14 protein-coding genes are annotated in these 17,863 nt (G+C 71.1%); 4 read left to right on the forward strand and 10 right to left on the reverse strand.

The genetic code is table 11. The features are described 5' to 3' along the window. Window positions 1-130 precede the first annotated feature (130 nt). The 5 genes from KFLA_RS27825 to mca all read right to left on the reverse strand — a co-directional run bounded on the left by KFLA_RS27825 (window position 131) and on the right by mca (window position 6,941). On the reverse strand, window positions 131-2,179 hold the full coding sequence (locus KFLA_RS27825; RefSeq protein ID WP_012923170.1) for a M4 family metallopeptidase: 2,049 nt from the start codon (window positions 2,177-2,179) through the stop codon (window positions 131-133). 251 nt (window positions 2,180-2,430) lie between these two features. After that, the gene (locus KFLA_RS27830; RefSeq protein ID WP_012923171.1) at window positions 2,431-4,443 is read right to left on the reverse strand and encodes a thioredoxin domain-containing protein; all 2,013 of its coding nucleotides are present in this window, start codon (window positions 4,441-4,443) and stop codon (window positions 2,431-2,433) included. Between the two features lie 56 nt (window positions 4,444-4,499). Further along, entirely contained in the window at window positions 4,500-5,528 is a 1,029-nt protein-coding gene (locus KFLA_RS27835) for a copper resistance D family protein (RefSeq protein ID WP_041289513.1), read from the reverse strand. Between the two features lie 185 nt (window positions 5,529-5,713). Continuing rightward, window positions 5,714-6,046 carry a hypothetical protein gene (locus KFLA_RS27840; RefSeq protein WP_041289514.1) on the reverse strand — a complete coding sequence of 111 codons (333 nt, stop codon included), beginning with the start codon at window positions 6,044-6,046 and terminating at the stop codon, window positions 5,714-5,716. A 31-nt stretch (window positions 6,047-6,077) separates the two neighbouring features. Next, window positions 6,078-6,941, reverse strand: coding sequence for a mycothiol conjugate amidase Mca (gene mca / locus KFLA_RS27845; RefSeq protein ID WP_041289515.1), 864 nt, complete (start codon window positions 6,939-6,941; stop codon window positions 6,078-6,080). A gap of 35 nt (window positions 6,942-6,976) precedes the next feature. Here mca and KFLA_RS27850 point away from each other — a divergent pair, with 35 nt between their 5' ends. Together KFLA_RS27850 and greA are read left to right on the forward strand one after the other, a co-directional pair. Continuing rightward, window positions 6,977-7,393, forward strand: a complete 417-nt coding sequence (locus KFLA_RS27850) for a DUF4307 domain-containing protein (protein WP_012923175.1) — start codon at window positions 6,977-6,979, stop codon at window positions 7,391-7,393. A 233-nt stretch (window positions 7,394-7,626) separates the two neighbouring features. After that, complete coding sequence (greA, locus tag KFLA_RS27855) at window positions 7,627-8,136, forward strand: transcription elongation factor GreA (RefSeq protein ID WP_012923176.1); 510 nt, start codon at window positions 7,627-7,629, stop codon at window positions 8,134-8,136. 118 nt (window positions 8,137-8,254) lie between these two features. On the opposite strand, the gene KFLA_RS27860 is transcribed toward greA, so the two are convergent. Together KFLA_RS27860 and KFLA_RS27865 are read right to left on the reverse strand one after the other, a co-directional pair. Further along, window positions 8,255-9,109, reverse strand: coding sequence for an ABC transporter permease (locus KFLA_RS27860; protein WP_012923177.1), 855 nt, complete (start codon window positions 9,107-9,109; stop codon window positions 8,255-8,257). Further along, a complete protein-coding gene (locus KFLA_RS27865) occupies window positions 9,106-10,122 on the reverse strand; it encodes an ATP-binding cassette domain-containing protein (RefSeq protein ID WP_012923178.1) in 1,017 nt (338 codons plus the stop codon). Before KFLA_RS27865 ends, KFLA_RS27860 begins: the two co-directional genes overlap by 4 nt. Before the next feature lie 159 nt (window positions 10,123-10,281). Here KFLA_RS27865 and KFLA_RS27870 point away from each other — a divergent pair, with 159 nt between their 5' ends. Next, on the forward strand, window positions 10,282-11,523 hold the full coding sequence (locus tag KFLA_RS27870) for an MFS transporter (protein ID WP_012923179.1): 1,242 nt from the start codon (window positions 10,282-10,284) through the stop codon (window positions 11,521-11,523). Between the two features lie 72 nt (window positions 11,524-11,595). Here the strand turns inward: KFLA_RS27870 and KFLA_RS35995 are convergent, their stop codons facing one another. The 3 genes from KFLA_RS35995 to KFLA_RS27885 all read right to left on the reverse strand — a co-directional run bounded on the left by KFLA_RS35995 (window position 11,596) and on the right by KFLA_RS27885 (window position 17,321). Next, a complete protein-coding gene (locus tag KFLA_RS35995) occupies window positions 11,596-13,002 on the reverse strand; it encodes a hypothetical protein (RefSeq protein WP_012923180.1) in 1,407 nt (468 codons plus the stop codon). Window positions 13,003-13,099: 97 nt separating this feature from the next. Continuing rightward, the gene (locus KFLA_RS36000) at window positions 13,100-15,583 is read right to left on the reverse strand and encodes a serine/threonine-protein kinase (RefSeq protein ID WP_012923181.1); all 2,484 of its coding nucleotides are present in this window, start codon (window positions 15,581-15,583) and stop codon (window positions 13,100-13,102) included. Between the two features lie 238 nt (window positions 15,584-15,821). Continuing rightward, on the reverse strand, window positions 15,822-17,321 hold the full coding sequence (locus tag KFLA_RS27885) for an MFS transporter (RefSeq protein ID WP_012923182.1): 1,500 nt from the start codon (window positions 17,319-17,321) through the stop codon (window positions 15,822-15,824). Window positions 17,322-17,409: 88 nt separating this feature from the next. Here KFLA_RS27885 and KFLA_RS27890 point away from each other — a divergent pair, with 88 nt between their 5' ends. Further along, complete coding sequence (locus KFLA_RS27890) at window positions 17,410-17,838, forward strand: MarR family winged helix-turn-helix transcriptional regulator (RefSeq protein WP_041289516.1); 429 nt, start codon at window positions 17,410-17,412, stop codon at window positions 17,836-17,838. The last annotated feature ends 25 nt before the right edge of the window (window positions 17,839-17,863 follow it).

The raw sequence follows: 17,863 nt of genomic DNA on the forward strand, positions 1-17,863 counted from the left end.
GCACGGGGGACTCCTTTGCCTCACAAAGGCGCTGTACTGGGGGCGATCTGGACAGCCGAAGGCCGGGGCGCACAGCCTGGGGCGGCGGCTGTGCGCCCCGGCCTGGATCACAGCGGGACGGCCGGTGCGATCAGCCGGCGACCAGCGACACGTCGTCGATCACGAAGCTGGTCTGCAGCGACGCGTCCTCCTGGCCGACGAACCTGACCGTGACCGTCTTGCCCTTGTACTGCGTCACGCTGAAGGTCTTCTGCACGTAGGAGCTGCTCTTGTTCAGGTTCGACAAGGTGCCGAGCGTGGTCGTGGTGGCTCCGTCGACGATCTGCACCTTCACCGTGTCGTAGACCGTGGACGCCGTGGTCTCCGCGGTGTCGATCCGGATCCAGAACGACAGACTGGCCGCGGTCGCCGTGGCCGGGATGGCGACGGACTGGCCGAGGTTCTCGGTGCTCGACCGGCCGTTGCCCTGCAGCCACGCCTTGTACGAACCGGTGCGAGCCGGCTTCGAGGTGCTGTTGGTGATCACGCCGGTGGTCCCGGTCCAGTTCACCGCGCCCGACTCGAAGCCGGGGTTGAGCAGCCGGTTGGTGCCGGTCGGCGGCTCGGGCTCGGTGCCACCACAGGCGGCGGCGCCGGCCGGCACGGAGATGGCGGAGAACGCGGCCTCGATGCCCTTGCACTGCGCCGAGTCGGGACCGTACAACTCCTTGGCCGAGTTGATCGCGCCTTCGCGGGCGTCGCGGTAGGTGCTGCCCGAGGTCAGCTTCGTGGTCAGCGTGCGGTACCAGACCTTGGCGGCGACGTCGCGGCCAACCGGCGTGATGGTGGCGCCGTTGCAGGCGGTGCTGGCGTGGGTGACCCCGCCGATGACCTTGCTGCCGGTGCCCTCGGAGGCCAGGTAGAACCAGTGGTTCAGCGGGCCGGAGGAGTAGTGCGGGTCCGCGCCGCTGACCGCGCTGCTCCAGCAATCGTAGCTGCGGCCGTCCTTGCTCGGCTTGTCCATGTAGCGCAGCGGAGTGCCGTTGCCGTTGATGTTGATCTTCTCGCCGATCAGGTAGTCACCCGGGTCGGAGGAGTTGTTGGCGGAGAACTCGACCGCGGTGCCGAAGATGTCCGAGGTCGACTCGTTCAGGCCGCCCGCGTCGCCGAAGTAGTTCAGGTCGGCGGTCGCCTCGGTGACACCGTGGCTCATCTCGTGGCCGGCCACGTCGATCGAGGTCAGCGGACGGGCGTTGCCGGCGCCGTCGCCGTACGTCATCTGGGTGCCGTCCCAGAACGCGTTCACGTAGGCGTTGCCGTAGTGCACGCGGGACCGCGCACCCTGGCCGTTGTTGAAGATGCCGCTGCGGCCGTGCACGTTCTTGTAGTAGTCCCAGGTCAGCTGCGCGCCGAAGTGAGCGTCGACGCCGGCGGTCTGCCGGTTCGCGGTGGTGCCACTGCCCCAGGTGTCGTCGGGGTCGGTGAAGGTGGTTCCGGTGCCGGAGGTCGCGCCGTTCAGGTCGGTGGTGTGGCTGCCGCCGCGGGTCGGGTCGGACATCGTGAAGCTGCCCGAGGTGCCGATGAACACCGTGCCGGAGTACATCGAGTTGCCGGTGCCGGTCTTGATCTCGTCGTCCTGGGCGAGCACCGCGCCCGATCTGGCGTCGACGAACGTGTGCAGCACCGACGGCGTCTGGTCGGCCTTCACGCCGGTGGTGACGACCTCGTAGGCCAGCACGGGCTTGCCGGTGGCGGCGAAGACGATCAGCGCGCCCTTGGTGCTGGTGGCCTTGAACTCGGCGGCCTTCGCCCCCTTGCTGAGCGCCGCCGCCTGCGTCAGCGTCGGTTTCGTCGACGCGACCCCGATGTTCTTGGCGCCCCGGTTGTAGGTCACGCCGGCGATCGTGGCGCCCTTGCGCTTGATGATCAGGTCACCGCCGACGACCTTCAGGCCGTTGTAGGTCCGGTCGTAGTGCACGAACTCGGTGCCGTCCGGGTCCTTCACCACGCCCCGGGGGTGCAGTTTCTCGCCGGCGGCGATGCCGAGCGCTGCGGCCGTCCGCGCGGTCAGCGCGGTCTCGGCCTGGACGGCGGCCGGCTCGTTGAAGCCGGATGCCGGGAGCGGGGCCGTCCGGTCGGCGGCTCCGGCGGGCGTGCCGGTGAACGACGCAGCCAGACCCGCAGCTGCGACGACGGCCACCGCCCCTGCTGATGTCAGTCGTTTCAAGACAACATCTCCTCACGGTGTGGTCGCTGTTTGGGCGCAACGACCAATTCAGTTGGGGACGCCGGACGTGCTGGCCCAGCAGTGCCACTGCTCACGTGTGACACTGTGTGTCAGTACATGCGAGTTCTGTTACATCCGACTGAGGGAGGACTCTCCGCCCCAGGGCGTGCGGAGTCAAGGGAATGTCCCGAAACGACAGGGAAAACCCGCACTGGCCCGCGTTGTCAGCGGGCGGTGCTCAGCTCCCCGCGAAGGTCTTCCGGCAACACGATCGGCAGCCGGCAGGTGAACTTCTGACACACGTACGCCGCGGCGCGGCCGTCGACCAGGCCCCGTCCGGCCAGCAGCGGCACGTCGGACCCAGGCTTGCCCTGGACGACGGCCGTCCCCCAGGGCGCACTGGCCAAGGCGGTCCGCACGAGCTGCGTGACCTGCTCCTGCCCGTCGCCCGCGGCAACATCCTCGGCGCCGATGACGGCGATCTCCAGCGGGCCGGACTGCAGCGTCTCGGCGACCGCCAGCGCACGGCCGGCGAACCGAGGAGCTCGGGCAGCGATGGCGGCCGACGCGGCAAGCGCCTGGTCGGCAGCCTGCTCGTAACGGGCCTCCCCCGTCACCGACGCGAGCGTGCTGAAGGCCTCAGCCGCCAGCGACACACCCGCCGGGCTGGCGTTGTCCGTCGCGTCCTGCGGCCGCCAGGCCAGCGTCTCCGCGTCGGCCGCCGTGTCGAAGAACGTGCCATCAGCAACGAATTGCTGCAGAACCCTGTCCAGCAGGCGCTGCGCCAGGGTCAGCCAACTGTCGTCCCGTGTTGCCGCCAGCAACGTCAAGCAAGCCTGGGCGTAGGCCGCGTAGTCCTCCAGCACGCCGTGCGCCGTGCCCACCGCGCCGTCCCGCGAGGTCCGGTGCAGCCGGCCGGAACCGTCGACGTGCACGTCGCGGACGAGCTCCGCCGCCTTCACCGCCGCCTCGACGTACTCGGGCCGGTCGAGCACCAGCCCGGCCCTGGTCAGTGCCGTGATCGCGAGTCCGTTCCAGGCGGCAACGACCTTGTCGTCGCGGCCCGGGTACGTCCGCCGCGCGCGGGCGTCACGCAGTACGGAGCGGATCCGGTTCCAGCGGTCCAGGTCGTCGGGATCGCTGCGCAGCTGGAGCACCGACGTCCCGTGCTCGAAGGTCCCGGTGACGTCGCAGAGCTCGATCACCCAGTCGGCGTCCTCACCGAGCAGCTCGCGCAGTTCGGTGGGCGACCAGACGTAGTACCGTCCCTCCTCGCCTTCGGTGTCGGCGTCGAGCGCGGAGGCGAAACCACCTTCCGGCGTGCGCAGCTCGGCCAACAGGAAGTCGGCCGTCTCCAGCGCGACCCGCTCGGCCAGCGGCGAACCGGTGACCGTCCACCAGTGTGTGTAGACGTCCAGCAGCAGCGCGTTGTCGTACAGCATCTTCTCGAAGTGCGGCACGATCCACTGCTTGTCCACGCTGTACCGCGCGAACCCGCCGGCCAGCTGGTCGTACATGCCACCGCGGGCCATCCGCTCGCAGGTGTGGGTGACCATGGCAAGCGCCTCTTCCGACCCGGTCCGCCGGTGGTGGCGCAGCAGGAAGTCGAGCACCATCGAGGGCGGGAACTTGGGCGCCTGCCCGAACCCGCCGTCCACCGGGTCGAAGTCCCCCTGCAGCAGCGCGACCGCCCGGTCCAGCACCGCCGCGTCGACCGCTTCCCCGACGGCCGGCTGCCGGGCGCCGAGCTGCTGCACCACGGATGCGCCGATCCCGTCGATCTGCTCCCGCTTGGTCCGCCACGCGTCCACCAGCGACTCCAGCACCTGCCGGAAGCTGGCCATCCCGTGCCGCGGGTCCAGCGGGAAGTACGTGCCGCAGAAGAACGGCTCCCCCGCCGGCGTCAGGAACACCGACATCGGCCAGCCGCCGTGCCCGGTCATCGCCACGGTCGCTTCCATGTAGATCGCGTCGACGTCGGGCCGTTCCTCCCGGTCCACCTTGACGCAGACGAAGTGCTCGTTCAGGTACGCCGCCGTCGCGTCGTCCTCGAACGACTCGTGCGCCATCACGTGGCACCAGTGGCAGGCCGAGTACCCCACCGACAGGAACACCGGCACGTCCCGCTCCCGCGCCTCCGCGAACGCCGCCTCTCCCCACTGCTTCCACGCCACCGGGTTGTCCGCGTGCTGCCGCAGGTACGGCGAAGTCGACGTGCTCAGCTCGTTGCCAGCCATACCCCCACGGTTGCACAGGCCGCCAGGTCCCAAACAGCCGCCCGGCCAGGTGCGGGTCAAATGGCCTGGGAGGCCGCGACCGAGAGGCCGAGGGCGGCGGACATGATGAGCAGCTCGGCGGCGACGAGTTGCCAGAAGCGGGGGCCGGGTTCGATCAGGTTGCTGACGACCTGGCGGCGGTGGATCCAGCCGCCGAGGATGAGCACGGCGAAGACGACGGTCTTGGCGAGCAGCAGGGCGGCGTACGGGTCGGTGGTGAGGATGCCGGGCACGGCGTCGAAGCCGCCGGCGCGGGCGGCCAGGCGGCCGGCGCCGCTGAGCAGGCCGCTGACCAGGACGGTGATCGAGGAGATCAGGGCGACCTGGCTGAAGCGCTCGAGCACGTACGGCAGGCCGTCGCGGCTGGCGCGGCCGTAGCGGACCAGGCCGGCCAGGCCGCCGACCCAGCTGGTGGCGGCGATCACGTGCAGGACCAGGGCCGCGCCGGCGACGACGACGTACGCCTCGTTGCGCGGGTACGCCGTCAGCGCGGGCGGGATCAGCGCGGTCACCGCGACCAGTACGCCGAGGCCGGCGGCCGACGCCGTCTGCACCTGACGGACGCCGACGGCCACGGCGACGACCAGGATGCCGGTGATCAGCAAGGCCTTGACCTCGGGCACGCCGAGCGCGTCGTCGAGGCGGTAGCGCAGCAGGTTGACCGGGGTGTTCAGCAGGATCGCCGCGGTGACGACCGCGCCGGCGAACGCGGCGACGGCCCAGATGACCGCGGCGTTGCCGGCGTCGCGCACCGCGCGCCGGCCCTGCGTGCCGAGCGGACCTCCGTCGGTGCGCAGCAGCACGACGGCCGCGAGCAGCCCGCCCGCGCAGCCCACCGTCGCCAGCGTGGTCAGCAGCCGGAAGAACGGCAGCAGCCAGTGCACGAACTCGCCCGGACCACCGATGCCCAGACCTTGGTCCCGCGGTTCACTGTCGGCGGCGTAAAGCGCGACCACCAGGGCCAGCGACGCGACCGCCATCGAACTGAGACCACCCGCGACCAGGCGTCCGGGCATCCGGTGCCGGGCGGCGCGGGTCGCGGTCACTGAGCGATCCCGCCCTCGGCACGGTTGGACACGCGCTCACTATAGGTGAGCTAGCTCACGTCGGGGGCACGCGACACCCGGTCGCGACCCCGGCGTGGCGCACGGTGGCCGAAACGTGACGTGCCGTGGCCGATCATTGCCCTCGGCATCGACCCGCGTTCGGTCGAGAAACCCTGCCGCAGCAACTACTCCCGAGCGCGTCCGCGGTCCGGACCCGAGGCGGCCTCGTCAGTCGTCGTCGGAGCGGCAGCGCCAGCCGGGGCCGGTGAGCTGGGCTCCGTCGGCTGGTCGCCGGACGGTGCTGGGGCGTCCGCAGTGGCGTCCGCGGGAGTGGTCCGTCCATCGGTGGGGTCGAAGTCGATCCTCTTCAGCTGCTTGGCCATGCTGCGCCACAGCAGCACCGTGGCGGCACCGAGCGCCAGCACGATGAGCAGCGCGATCCATCCGGGCTTGACCGTGTTCGGGTCGATCTCGCCCATCGGGAGCACGGTCGTCGGAAGAAGGGTCGTCGCGGTCACCCGGCCAGTGTCTCACTGTCCCCACCCGCCGTCAGCGCAGCCCCGCGAACAGGTCGTTCTCGGGGATCTCCGACTCGACCAGGCTCCGGGCCAGCTCGTAGTCCTCGGTGGGCCAGGCCTCCTGGTGAACCTCCAGCGGTACGGCGAACCACGCGCCGTCAGGGTCGATCTGCGTCGCGTGCGCCAGCAACGCCCGGTCGCGCACCCCGAAGTACTGCGCGCACTCCACCCGGGTGGTGATCCGGCGCTCGTTCTCCGGATCGGGCTTCCAGTCGTCCAGCCGCTCGGCGTACGGCGACTCCAGGCCGCGGGCCAGCATCGCGTCGTGCAGCGCCTTCATCCGCTCGCGGTGGAAGGTGTGGTGGTAGTACAGCTTCAGCGGCTGCCACGGCGCCCCCAGTTCGGGGTAGGCGTCCTGGTCCCCGGCCGCCTCGAACGCGGCGACGGTGATCTGGTGGCACATCACGTGGTCCGGGTGCGGGTAGCCACCGTTCTCGTCGTACGTCGTGACGACCTGCGGGCGGAACTCGCGGATCAGCTTCACCAGCGGCGCGGCGGCGTCCTCCACCTTCTGCGCGGCGAAGCAGCCCTCGGGCAGCGGCGGCAGCGGATCGCCCTCGGGGAACCCGGAGTCGACCCAGCCGAGCCACTCCTGCCGGATGCCCAGGATCTCGCGGGCCGCGTCCATCTCGCGGCGGCGGATCTCGGCCATGTTCGCGAGCACGTCGGGCCGGTCCATCTTCGGGTTCAGGATCGAGCCACGTTCACCGCCGGTGCAGGTGGCCACCATCACGTCGACGCCTTCGGCCACGTACCGGGCGGTCGAGGCGGCGCCCTTGCTGGACTCGTCGTCGGGGTGGGCATGGACATGCAGCAGGCGAAGATCTTCGGTCACAAGACACAATGGTCCTCCAAGCCCGAGGAGACCCGTTGACCGACCCAGCCGCGACCGACCTGGACGCCCGCTACGGCCGTACGCCGCGCGGCCGCCGACCCCTGCTGCTGGTGGTGATCGGCGTGCTCGCGGCGGTCGCGCTGGCCTGGTTGCTCCGGGTCGCCTACATCCAGTCGACGCCGGAGGTGTCGTCCCGGCTGCTGACCTTCTCGGTCACCTCGGACACCTCCGCCACCGCGACCGTCCAGGTCGAGCGGCGCAAGTCCGTCGAGGCGTCCTGCCGGCTGCAGGCCAAGGCCGCCGACTTCTCGATCGTCGGAGAGTTGACCCTCACAGTGCCTGCCGACTCAGCGCGCAAGCAGGTTCTGCCGGCGACGCTGAGCACGCAGCGCACGGCCACGTCGGTGGTGCTGATCGGCTGCACGACCCCGGGCAACGCCCGGCCGCACTAGGCTTGGGACGCCGCTCCGGGGTAACCGGTGGCCGGGACAGAACGTCCGCAGTACGGACAGGTGCTCGGTGATCGGCCGGTGGCAATCGAAAAGCGAGCACAGCTGCCCGCTTTTTGAGACGGCACGGAACTGTGGGGTTCCGGGGCCGTTCTTGCTACGCTCAGAGGATTGGTCGCCGTCGACGACGGCGGCCAGAGGCTTTTCTACCCATCCCACGACCCGAGGAGCAGCCCGTGACGCAGAACATTCAGGACAGCGTTGTCTGGCTGACGCAGGATGGCTACGACCAGCTGAAGTCCGAGCTCGAGCACCTGAAGGGCCCGGCCCGCGCCGAGATCACCCAGCGGATCAGCGAGGCCCGGGACGAGGGCGACCTCAAGGAGAACGGCGGCTACCACGCCGCCAAGGACGAGCAGGGCAAGATCGAGGCCCGGATCCGTCAACTGGAGGACATGCTGCGTCGCGCCCGCGTCGGCGAGACCCCGAAGGACGACGGCGTCGTCGAGCCCGGCATGAAGGTCTCCATCACGTTCGCCGGTGACGACGACGTCGAGACGTTCCTGCTCGGCTCCCGCGAACTGCTCGCCCTGGACACGTCGGTCGACATCGACGTGTACTCCCCGCAGAGCCCGCTCGGCGCCGCGATCATGGGCAAGAAGAAGGGCGACAAGGCCACCTACGAGGCCCCGAACGGCAAGGACGTGACGGTCGAGATCGTCGCCGCGGAGCCCTTCACCGGCTAGGACACAAACGCACAAGAGCGCCCCGGTGGAGTCCACCGGGGCGCTGTTGTTTTCCAGCTTTCAGCCCGTACGCCGGCCGCCCGCTGCGTTCGCGAGCGGCCGGCGCCCGGGTCCCGCGTCAGTGCCCGGTGGCCCGGCGGTACTTGCGGACCGCCAGCGGGGCGAAGACGCCGATGATGACCGCGCACCAGATCAGGCTGAGCCAGACCGGGTGCTGGGCCGGGAAGCCGTCCGGGCTGGCGAACGGCGACGGGTTGCCGAACAGGTGCCGGCAGGCCGCGACGATCGAGGAGATCGGGTTCCACTCCGCGATCGGCTGCAGCCCGCTCGGCAGGTTCGGCGTCGGCACGAACGCGTTGGACAGGAAGGTCAGCGGGAACAGCCAGATCAGTCCCGCCGACGCGGCCACTTCCGGGCTGCCCACCGACAGCCCGATCAGCGCGCCTACCCAGAGCATCGCGAACGCGAACAGCAGCAGGATCGCGAACGCCGCCAGCGCCTGGCCGAAGCCGTTGTGCCAGCGCCAGCCGACGATGAAGCCGCAGACCACCATCACCAGCATCACGAACGCGTTGAACACCACGTCGCCGATCACCCGCCCGGCGATCACCCCCGACCGCGCCATCGGCAGCGACCGGAACCGGTCGATCAGGCCCTTGGACATGTCGTCGGCGAGCCCGACGCTGGCCGAGGCGACCGCGAACGCCATCGTCTGGGCGAAGATCCCGGACATCAGGAACTCCCGGTAGGCCCGTGCGCCGGGGAAGCCGGGGATCGGGATCGCGTTGCCGAACACGTACGCGAACAGCAGCACGAACATGATCGGCTGGATCGTCGCGTAGATCAGCATGTCCGGCGTGCGCGGGATCCGCTTCAGCGTCCGCCAGGCCAGGATCCCGGCGTCGGTGACCGCCCGGCCGAACCGGTTGTCGCTGGTGCTCGCGCCGGCGTCCGGCGCGTTCGTCGTACTCATGCCCGTCCCTTCGTCGCGATCGCGGCGGACTCGTCGGCCACGGTGTCGGGGTTGTCGGTCGCGTGCCCGGTCAGCGACAGGAACACGTCGTCCAGCGTGGGCCGCCGCAGGCCGATGTCGGCGATCCGCAGACCGGCGCCGTCCAGCGTGCGGATCACCTCGACCAGGGCTGCCGACCCGCCCGGCGCCGGCAGCGTGATCCGCTTGTTGTGCTCGTCGATCGTGGTCGCGTCCGGGTCGCTCACGTTCAGCGCCGCGGTCAGCAGGTCGAGCGCGTGCCGGGTGGCGTCCGGGTCGTGCACGACGACCTCGATCCGCTCACCGCCGACCTTGGCCTTCAGCTCGTCGGCCGTGCCGCGCGCGATCACCGAGCCGTGGTCGACGACCGCGATGCTGTCGGCCAGCTCGTCGGCCTCCTCCAGGTACTGCGTGGTGAGCAGGATCGTCACCCCTTCGCTGACCCGGTCGCGAATGATCTTCCACAGGTCGAGCCGGCTGCGCGGGTCGAGCCCGGTGGTCGGCTCGTCCAGGAACAGCACCTTCGGGTGCGCGATCAGTGAGCCGGCCAGGTCGAGCCGGCGGCGCATACCGCCGGAGTACGTCTTGAGGATCCGGTCCGCGGCCTCGGTGAGGTCGAAGATCTCCAGCAGCTCGTCGGCCCGCTGCTTGGCCTGCTGGCTGCTCAACCGGTAGAGCCGGCCGAACATCCACAGGTTCTCCCGGCCGGTGAGCAGCTCGTCGACCGCGGCGTACTGGCCGGACAGCCCGACCAGCTGCCGGACGGTGTCGGCCTCTTTCACCACGTCGTGGCCGAGCACCCGGGCACTTCCTTCGTCCGGTGCCATCAGCGTGGTCAGCACGCGCACCGTGGTGGTCTTGCCGGCGCCGTTCGGCCCGAGCAGGCCGAGCACGGTCCCCTCCGGCACCTCCAAGTCGATGCCGTCCAGCGCCTTCACCGTGTTCTTTCGGGATTTGAACGTCTTCACGAGGCCGGTCGCCTCGACAGCAGCCATCCCGCCGCCCCTTTCGCAGATGTGATGCAAAGCACGTACGTTAGCAGTTATATAAGTCACTGCAACTACTTACTTGCCAGCGTAAACCTGCGTCAGGTCGACTCAACTTTGTTGACATTGAGTCGACAAGGCTCAATTCTGCGGTCTACCGTCCCGGACATGAGCCGAGCCATCCTGCGCCATGCCGACTTTCGCCGCCTCTGGATCGCCGATCTGCTGAGCCAGCTCGGAGGACGGCTCGGCATGATGGCGATTCCGCTGCTCGCGGTGCTCACCCTCGACGCCTCGACGTTGCAGGTGTCGTTGCTGCGAACCTGCGAGACCGCCGCCTGGCTCGTGCTGGGACTGTTCGCCGGGGCGTGGGTCGACCGGGTGAGATGCCTGCCGGTACTGATCGCAGCGGATCTCGGCCGGGCGGTGCTGTTCGGGTCGATCCCGGTGGCGGCCGCGTTCGGCGTACTGGGGTTGGCGCAGCTGTACGTCGTACTGGCACTCGGCGGGTTGCTGACCGTGCTCTTCGACGTGGCACACAGCGCCTACCCGCCGCGGCTGCTGTTGCCTGATCAGCTGCTGCCGGGCAACGCGCGACTGGCCGCCAACCACTCCGTCGCCGCGGTGATCGGCGCAGGGGCGGGCGGCGTACTGGTGCAGTGGCTGTCGGCGGCGGTCACGATCGGGCTGAACGCGCTCGGCTTTCTCTGGTCGGCGCTGTGGCTGTGCTCCATCCGTACGCCGGAACCCCGGCCGGTGCCGCCCGAACGGCCCAACCTGCGGCGCGAGATCGGCGAAGGGCTGCGGTACGTGTTCCGGCATCCCCTGCTGCGACCGCTGGCGCTGAACTCGGCGACGACGATGCTCTTCCAGGCCGCGGCCTCGGCGGTGATCATGGTCTTCCTGGTCCGGGAGGTCCACCTGTCCCCCAGCACGATCGGTCTGCTCAGCATGATCGGTCTGCTCGGCGCCCTCGCCGCGTCGGCGTTGACCGAGCGAGTCAGTCGCTGGATCGGCGACGCGCGGGCCCAGCTGCTGGCGGCGATCGGGCTCGGGGTGGCGTTCCTGCTGCAGGCGATGACCGGGCCGGGCTGGGCGCTGGCCTGGTACGTCGGATCGACGCTGCTGGCCGCGGCCTGCATCATCGTCGGCTACATCCTGCAGGTGAGCACCCGCCAGCGCGTCTGTCCGGCGGGCCTGCAGGGGCGGGTCAGCGCGACGATGTCCTTCGTCGGCTGGGGCGCGATGCCGATCGGCAGCCTGCTGGGCGGCGTGCTCGGCACCGCCTTCGGGCTGCGCCCCACCTTGTGGATCGCCGGCGCCGCCACGCTGCTCGGCGCCGGCTGGCTGCTGTTCTCCCCCTACCGAACCCTCAGGACCATCCCCGACTCGCACTTCGAGCCGGCCTAGGGCTGTCTGCCAGCTCCGCGCTGTTCGGCGGAGCTGGCAGACGCTGACTCTTGGCACTGCCTGCCGCAAGGGTCAGTCGGCGCTGATCTGGGCGGTGCCGACGAGGACCTCGACGTCGAGCGCGGCGCGGCCCCGGCCGATCTCCACGTCCTTCGACTGACCGGTGACGGCGCCGGTCCAGCTGACCTTGCCCAGCTGGGACTCGGTGTGCACGCGGACGTCGGACCCGCGGCGCAGGTTCACCGTCGCGGTGCCGGACTCGACCCGGACCCGCGAGCGGCCCTTGGTCACCTGGGCGTCCAGTTGCGCGGAACCGGCCTGGACCAGCAGGTCGATCGGCCCGTCCACGTCGGTCACCTTCGCCGTACCGGCGGTGACGCGGACCCGGGTCAGGCCCGGCAGCCGCTCGGCGACCACACTGCCGCCGGTCACCTCGACCTCGACCTCGAGCGTCGGGTTGACCCGGATCGACAGCTCCTTCGCGAAGCCGTTCACGTGCGACTTGAGATCGCCGACCGACCGGTTCCGCAGCATGCTGAATCCGTCGATCGACACCCCCATGTCACCGTCACTGTTGATCGCCAGGGTGTCCCCGTCCCGCTTGATCACGTGCGGCCCATCCACCGCGACGCCGGTGATCGCCGGCTCGCCGATCAACCGCACCCGGCGCCCGACCGCGCGGATCGTCACCCGGCGAACCCCCGCCGGCATCGGCACGTTGCTGTGCTCGACCTCTTCCTCGACGTCGTCCGCGCCCATCGCGTCGTCGGTGCCTGCGGAACCCGCGCCGGACTGGCCGGGGCCGGACGTGCCCGCACCGGCGTCGCCTGCGCTGGAGGTGCCGCTGTCAGCTGCGCCGGGTGCGGCCGGGGGGCCGACCGGGCCGTCGTCGACCACGCTGTCCGGTACGTCGTCGGCGGCGTTCGCGGCGTCCAGACCGCTCGGCACATGCGCCGAGTAGTTCGTGGAACCGGGGGTGCTCGACGCCTCCGAGCCGGCGGTCGGCGCGCCGGGGGTAGAGCCGCCTGGAGCGTCCGACGCGGCGCCGCCGGGGGCGCCCTGGGGGTCGGTTGTCGGAGCGGATGAGCTCGACGGGCCGGCGCTGGGCTTCGGCGCGGGCGCGGTGTCGGCGGCGTCCGGGGAGTCGACGACCTCGGCCCACACCGATGCCGACGGGGTGTCGTCGGCGCCGGAGCCGGATGCGCCGCCGGAGGTCGTACCGGTCGGACCCGTTCCCGACGTACCGGTCGGGTCCCCGTCGGAGGCACCCGTCGGCGCAGTCCCGGCGTCCGGCGTACCGGCTGCCGGTCCGGACGGTGTGGTGGCGCCGGGGACGGGCGGCTGGTCGGCAACCGGGGCGGTGGGAGTAGGGGCGAGGGCGGCGATCAGGGTCGCGGCCTCGTCGCTGGACAGGTGGCCCTGGGCGACCCGGTCGAGGATGCCCTTGACCCGGCGGTCGTAGTCGCTCTGGTTGCTCATGCCCTCCAGTCCAGCACCCGGACGGGTGCAAACCAATAAGGGATCGCCCCGAACTCTCCCGAACCGCGTCTGCGGGGTGCCGCCGCGCTCGAGGGGATCAGGACGCCGGCCGGAACGTCTCGGTGAACGTGCGCAGCATCGCCTGGCTCTCGCCCCACTGGGAGTCCGGCGTCGACCAGTAGATGCCGTAGGCCTGGTTCGGGCTCGTCACCACCCCACGGATCAGCACGTGCTGCCGCCCGGAACCAGCCGCGTAGGTGAACTCCCAGTCCGCCGCCTTGTCGAAGTAGTCGACCGCGTCGATCCGGATCCGCCGGTAGCCCGCGTACCCGTCCCGGCGCGCCCGCTCCTGCTGCTGCCAGTCGGCGACCGGGTCGGCCTTGGGCTGGTCGGTCTGGTCGATCAGCAGCAGGCGGGAACCGCCCGGCTCCCGGAACGAGACCTGCTGGCCGTTCCGCCGTGCCGTCCATCCCGCCGGCACCGCGAGCGAGAAGCCGGTCGCGTCGGTGTGCCGCCGATACCCAGCCGGCACTCCGCCGGTCGTCGGCACGGTCGTCGGCGGCGTGGTCGGTGCCGTGCTGGGGGTCGTCGAGGGCCTGCTCGTCGTCGCCGGCGGCGGGGTCGTGGCCGGCTTGCTTGTCGTACTCGCCGACGGCGTACCCGTCGCAGTCGCCGACGGAGCCGGGCTGCTCACACCCGTACTCTGCGGCGCCGGACTGCTACTTCCACCCGCCTCCGGCGTGTTGCTCCCGGGGTCGTCGGTGGGCCTGAACACCCACCCGACCACCGCTCCGACCACCACCAGACAGGCCACCAGCACCAGCCCCAACCGCCGCTTCCCACCCGCAGCCTGGGTAGGCGCGGCAGGCGTCCCACCACCTGAGCCGGCGGCCGCACCCGAGGTGCCGACAGCCGGCGGCGACGCCGCTGCACCAGCCGCCGGAGCAAACGGCGATTCGCCGGCCACCCGCGCACCGGCGGGCGCGGGAGGCGCGGCCCCGCCGGTGCGCACTGGAGTCGCACCAGCATCCGTCGGCGCGAACGGGGAATCGGCAGTTGGCCGAGCGTCGGCGGACGCCGGAGCGACGCCGGCTTCGGCGCCGGCTGCTGTAGCACGCGCGCTGGTACCGGCGGATGCGTTGGCGGGACTGGAGGGCGAGCCGAAGTCGTCAGGCGGCGCGGCTGCCTCTGTGGGAGCGGACGGCATACCGGCACCGGCACCTGCACCTGCAGCCGCAGCGGCAGCCGCAGCAGGCGGTACTGCGCCATCGCCGGTTGAGCGCGAGGCATCGGACTCCGGCGGGCCGGACGGAGGTGCACCGGCGGGCGCCGCGTGAGGCACGGCCCCGCCGGTGGGCGTTGGAGCCGTGCCCGCAGCCGGCGATTCGGCGGCTGCAGGTGCAGCCGCAGTTTCAGGCGTGGGAGCCGCGGCGTCGGCAGGTCTGGAAGCTGCCTCGATCTCGGGAGGCGTGCTGGCGTCCCGCCCCGCGTCGCCCGCGCCGGTTGCCGGACCGGCCGCGGCGGTGTCCGTCGCCGGAGCTGTGGAGGCGTCCACTGGCGCAGAGGACGCACTGGCACCGGCCGCAGCGGAACCCACGGCGGCACCTGCAGCGGCAGGCGGTGCGGTTGGGGTTGCGGTTGGGGTTGCGGGATCGGGACCGCGGGTGATGTTGGGCGGAACCGGCAGCACCCGGGTGCGTTGGCCGCTGTCGGGGGTCGGGTTGACGGGCGGCGTCGGTGCGGCCGGTTGGTTGCGGGTGTTGAGGGCCTGGTGGAGCAGGCGACTCGCCTCGCGGGCGTCGATGCGTTCCGCCGGCTTCTTGCGGAGCAGGCCGTCGATGGCCGGCCAGAGGGGGCCCGCCGACGGCGCAGGATCGGGCGGCTCGGTGACAGCGGCTGTCAGCGTGGGAAGGGCGGCGCCGCGGTCGTGCGGCGGGCGGCCTTCGACGGCGGTGTAGAGCGTGGCGCCGAGCGACCACAGGTCCGACTCCGGACCGGCCCCGTGCGCCTGCACCCGTTCGGGCGCGATGAACGCCGGCGACCCCACCAAGGTTCCGGACAGGGTCAGCGACGTGTCGCCCTCCAAGCTGGCGATGCCGAAGTCGGTCAGCACGACCCGCCCGTCCTCGGCCAGCAGCACGTTGCTCGGCTTCACGTCCCGGTGCAGGACCCCGGCGGCATGCGCGGCCTGCAGCGCGGCGAGCACCTGAACCCCGATGCCGGCGACGTCTCGCCACGGCAACGCGCCGTCCTCGCGGATCGCGTCGGCGAGCGTGCGGGAGCGGACGAGCTCCATCACGATCCACGGCCGCCCGTCCTCTTCGACGACGTCGTACACGGTGACCACGTTCGGGTGGCTCAGCCGGGCCGCCGAACGGGCCTCACGCAGGGTCCGCTGGCGGAGTACCGCCTGCCCCTCCGCGGGGAGTTCCGGCGGCAGCAGGACCTCCTTGACCGCGACCTCGCGGCCGAGCACCTCGTCGCGCGCCTGCCAGACGATGCCCATGCCACCGCGGCCGAGCGAACCGAGCAACCGGTACCGCTTCGCCAGCAGACTGCCGTTTCCGGCCGGGTCGGCCATCGTCAGCCCACCCTTCCGGCGCTCCCGAGGGGCGCGACAAGCAGACTGCAGACCACGGTGTACTCCGATCGGGCGGCGACGGGATGCTGCTGTCCTGGTGCCCAACCCGCGCGGCGATGACACCCCGCACCGCAGGTCGGGCCGGACGCAGCAGTGCGGGTCACGGCGGAGTAGCCCGTGACCCGCACTGTCTCTATGGAGTGCACGGCTCGCGCACGAGCCGGTTGTTGCCGTCAGCTCAGACGGCCGGCGTCATCTCCTCCGCCGCCAGCTCCCGCTGAACCGCCGCGAGCTCGGCGGCCTCGGCGGCCTCCGCCTCCCGGCGGGCCCGCAGACCGCGCAGCCCGGTCAGTCCGATGACCAGACCGAGCGCCGCGATGCCGGTCACCACCGCGAGCGCCGGCTTGTACGCCGACAGCATCCCGGCCTCGGTGGTCACCCCGGCCGACTGTGCGCCGATCACCGCGGTGACGATGGCCAGCACGAGCGCGCCGCCGACCTGGTTGGAGGTGTTGAACAGTCCCGAAGCAAGCCCCTGCTCGTGGTCCGGGACGCCGGACACCGCCTGGATGTTCAGCGCCGGGAACGCGATCGCGAAGCCCAGGCCGATCAGCATGATGGTCGGGAACACCGTGGAGAAGTACGCCGACTCCGGGCCGATCCGCAGGCTCAGCGCGTAACCGACGACGAACAGGCCCATGCCGGCGACGATCATCCGCTCGGTGCCGATCCGGTCGGCGAGCTTGCCTGCGTTCGGGGACAGCGTCGCGACCAGCAGGCCGGCCGGCAGGAAGCCCAGCGCGGTCTCGAACGAGGACCAGCCGAGCAGGTTCTGCAGGTACAGCGTGCCGACCAGCTGGAAGGCGACGTACGCGCCGAAGACGGTCAGGATGGCCAGGTTCGCCCGGCGCAGCGACGGGCTGCGCAGGATGCCGAGCCGGACCAGCGGGTGCTTCGTCCGGCGCTCGATCACCACGAACGCGGTGAGCAGCACCGCCGCCAGCAGGAACAGGCCGATCGTCTGGACCGAGGCCCAGCCGGCGTGCTCCGCGCCGACCACGGCGTACACCAGCGACAGCATGCCGGCGGTGACGGTCACCGCACCGGGGACGTCGTAGCCGCCGGCCGCGTCGTCGCGCGGGCTGTTCGGGATCAGCTTGAGCGCGAACAGGAAGACGATCAGCGCGACCGGGCCGGGGGCCAGGAAGGTCCAGCGCCAGCCGACCTCGGTCAGCGCGCCGCCGAGGATCAGGCCCATCGAGAAGCCGCTGGCGGCGCAGGTGGTGAAGATGGCGAGGGCGCGGTTGCGGTCCGGGCCCTCGTGGAAGGTGGTGGTGATGATCGAGAGCGCGGCCGGCGCGGTGAACGCGGCGGCGACGCCCTTCACGAACCGCGCGGCGATGAGCAGTTCGGGGTTGGTGGCCAGTGAGCTCAGCATCGAGACGACGCCGAAGACGGCCAGCGCGACCAGGAAGACCCGGCGGCGGCCGAGCAGGTCGGCGGTCCGGCCGCCGAGCAGCAGCAGTCCGCCGTAGCCGAGCACGTAGCCGGTGACGACCCACTGCAGCGACGAGAGCGGTACGCCGAGGTCGTCGCCGATCGCGGGCAGCGACATGCCGACCATGGAGACGTCCAGGCCGTCGAGGAAGATCACGCCGCAGACCACGAGCAGGGCGCCCCAGAGGCGCGCGTCCCAGGTCATGCCGGCCGGTGGTGTGGTGTGCGTTGTCTGTGTCACGAGAAGAGAGCATTGCATGCACGTGCATCTAATGTCCAGGCATTAATTGCAGTTGCATTGAATGCGTGTGCATGATAATGTCGCCGGCATGACCGAGACGAAGGTCAGCGCTGGGACTGGTGAGACCAGCGCCGATGTCCGCGAGTGGCGCCAGTTGCTGGCCCGCCACGCCGACCTGTCCTGCGCCCTCGACCGTGAGCTGCAGGCGAGCCACGGCCTGGGCATGAGCGAGTACGAGGTGCTCGAGCGCCTCGCCGAGCTGCCCGAGCAGTCCGCCAAGGTGCAGACCATCGCGAAGTCGGTGCACCTGAGCCAGAGCGCGCTCTCCCGCGTGATCGGCCGGCTGGAGACCGCCGGACTGGTCGAGCGGCTGATGTGCTCCGAGGACCGCCGGGCCGTGAACGTCCGGCTCACCGACGCCGGCCTGCACCGGCAGACCGAGGCGCAGCCGACCCAGCGCCGGGTTCTCGCCGAGCGGCTGCACGCGCCCCTGCTCAAGAGCTGCGACGCACAGTAGTCCTTCGCGGCGCCCTCACTCGCCG

This window comes from Kribbella flavida DSM 17836 (assembly GCF_000024345.1).
GTDB classification, from domain to species: domain Bacteria; phylum Actinomycetota; class Actinomycetes; order Propionibacteriales; family Kribbellaceae; genus Kribbella; species Kribbella flavida.

Coding starts and splice junctions, on each gene's coding strand:
- KFLA_RS27890 (WP_041289516.1), top strand. CDS start 17,410: ATGACCGAGACGAAGGTCAGCGCTGGGACTGGTGAGACCAGCGCCGAT.
- KFLA_RS27865 (WP_012923178.1), bottom strand. CDS start 10,122: ATGGCTGCTGTCGAGGCGACCGGCCTCGTGAAGACGTTCAAATCCCGA.
- KFLA_RS27860 (WP_012923177.1), bottom strand. CDS start 9,109: ATGAGTACGACGAACGCGCCGGACGCCGGCGCGAGCACCAGCGACAAC.
- KFLA_RS36000 (WP_012923181.1), bottom strand. CDS start 15,583: ATGGCCGACCCGGCCGGAAACGGCAGTCTGCTGGCGAAGCGGTACCGG.
- KFLA_RS27830 (WP_012923171.1), bottom strand. CDS start 4,443: ATGGCTGGCAACGAGCTGAGCACGTCGACTTCGCCGTACCTGCGGCAG.
- KFLA_RS27870 (WP_012923179.1), top strand. CDS start 10,282: ATGAGCCGAGCCATCCTGCGCCATGCCGACTTTCGCCGCCTCTGGATC.
- KFLA_RS35995 (WP_012923180.1), bottom strand. CDS start 13,002: ATGAGCAACCAGAGCGACTACGACCGCCGGGTCAAGGGCATCCTCGAC.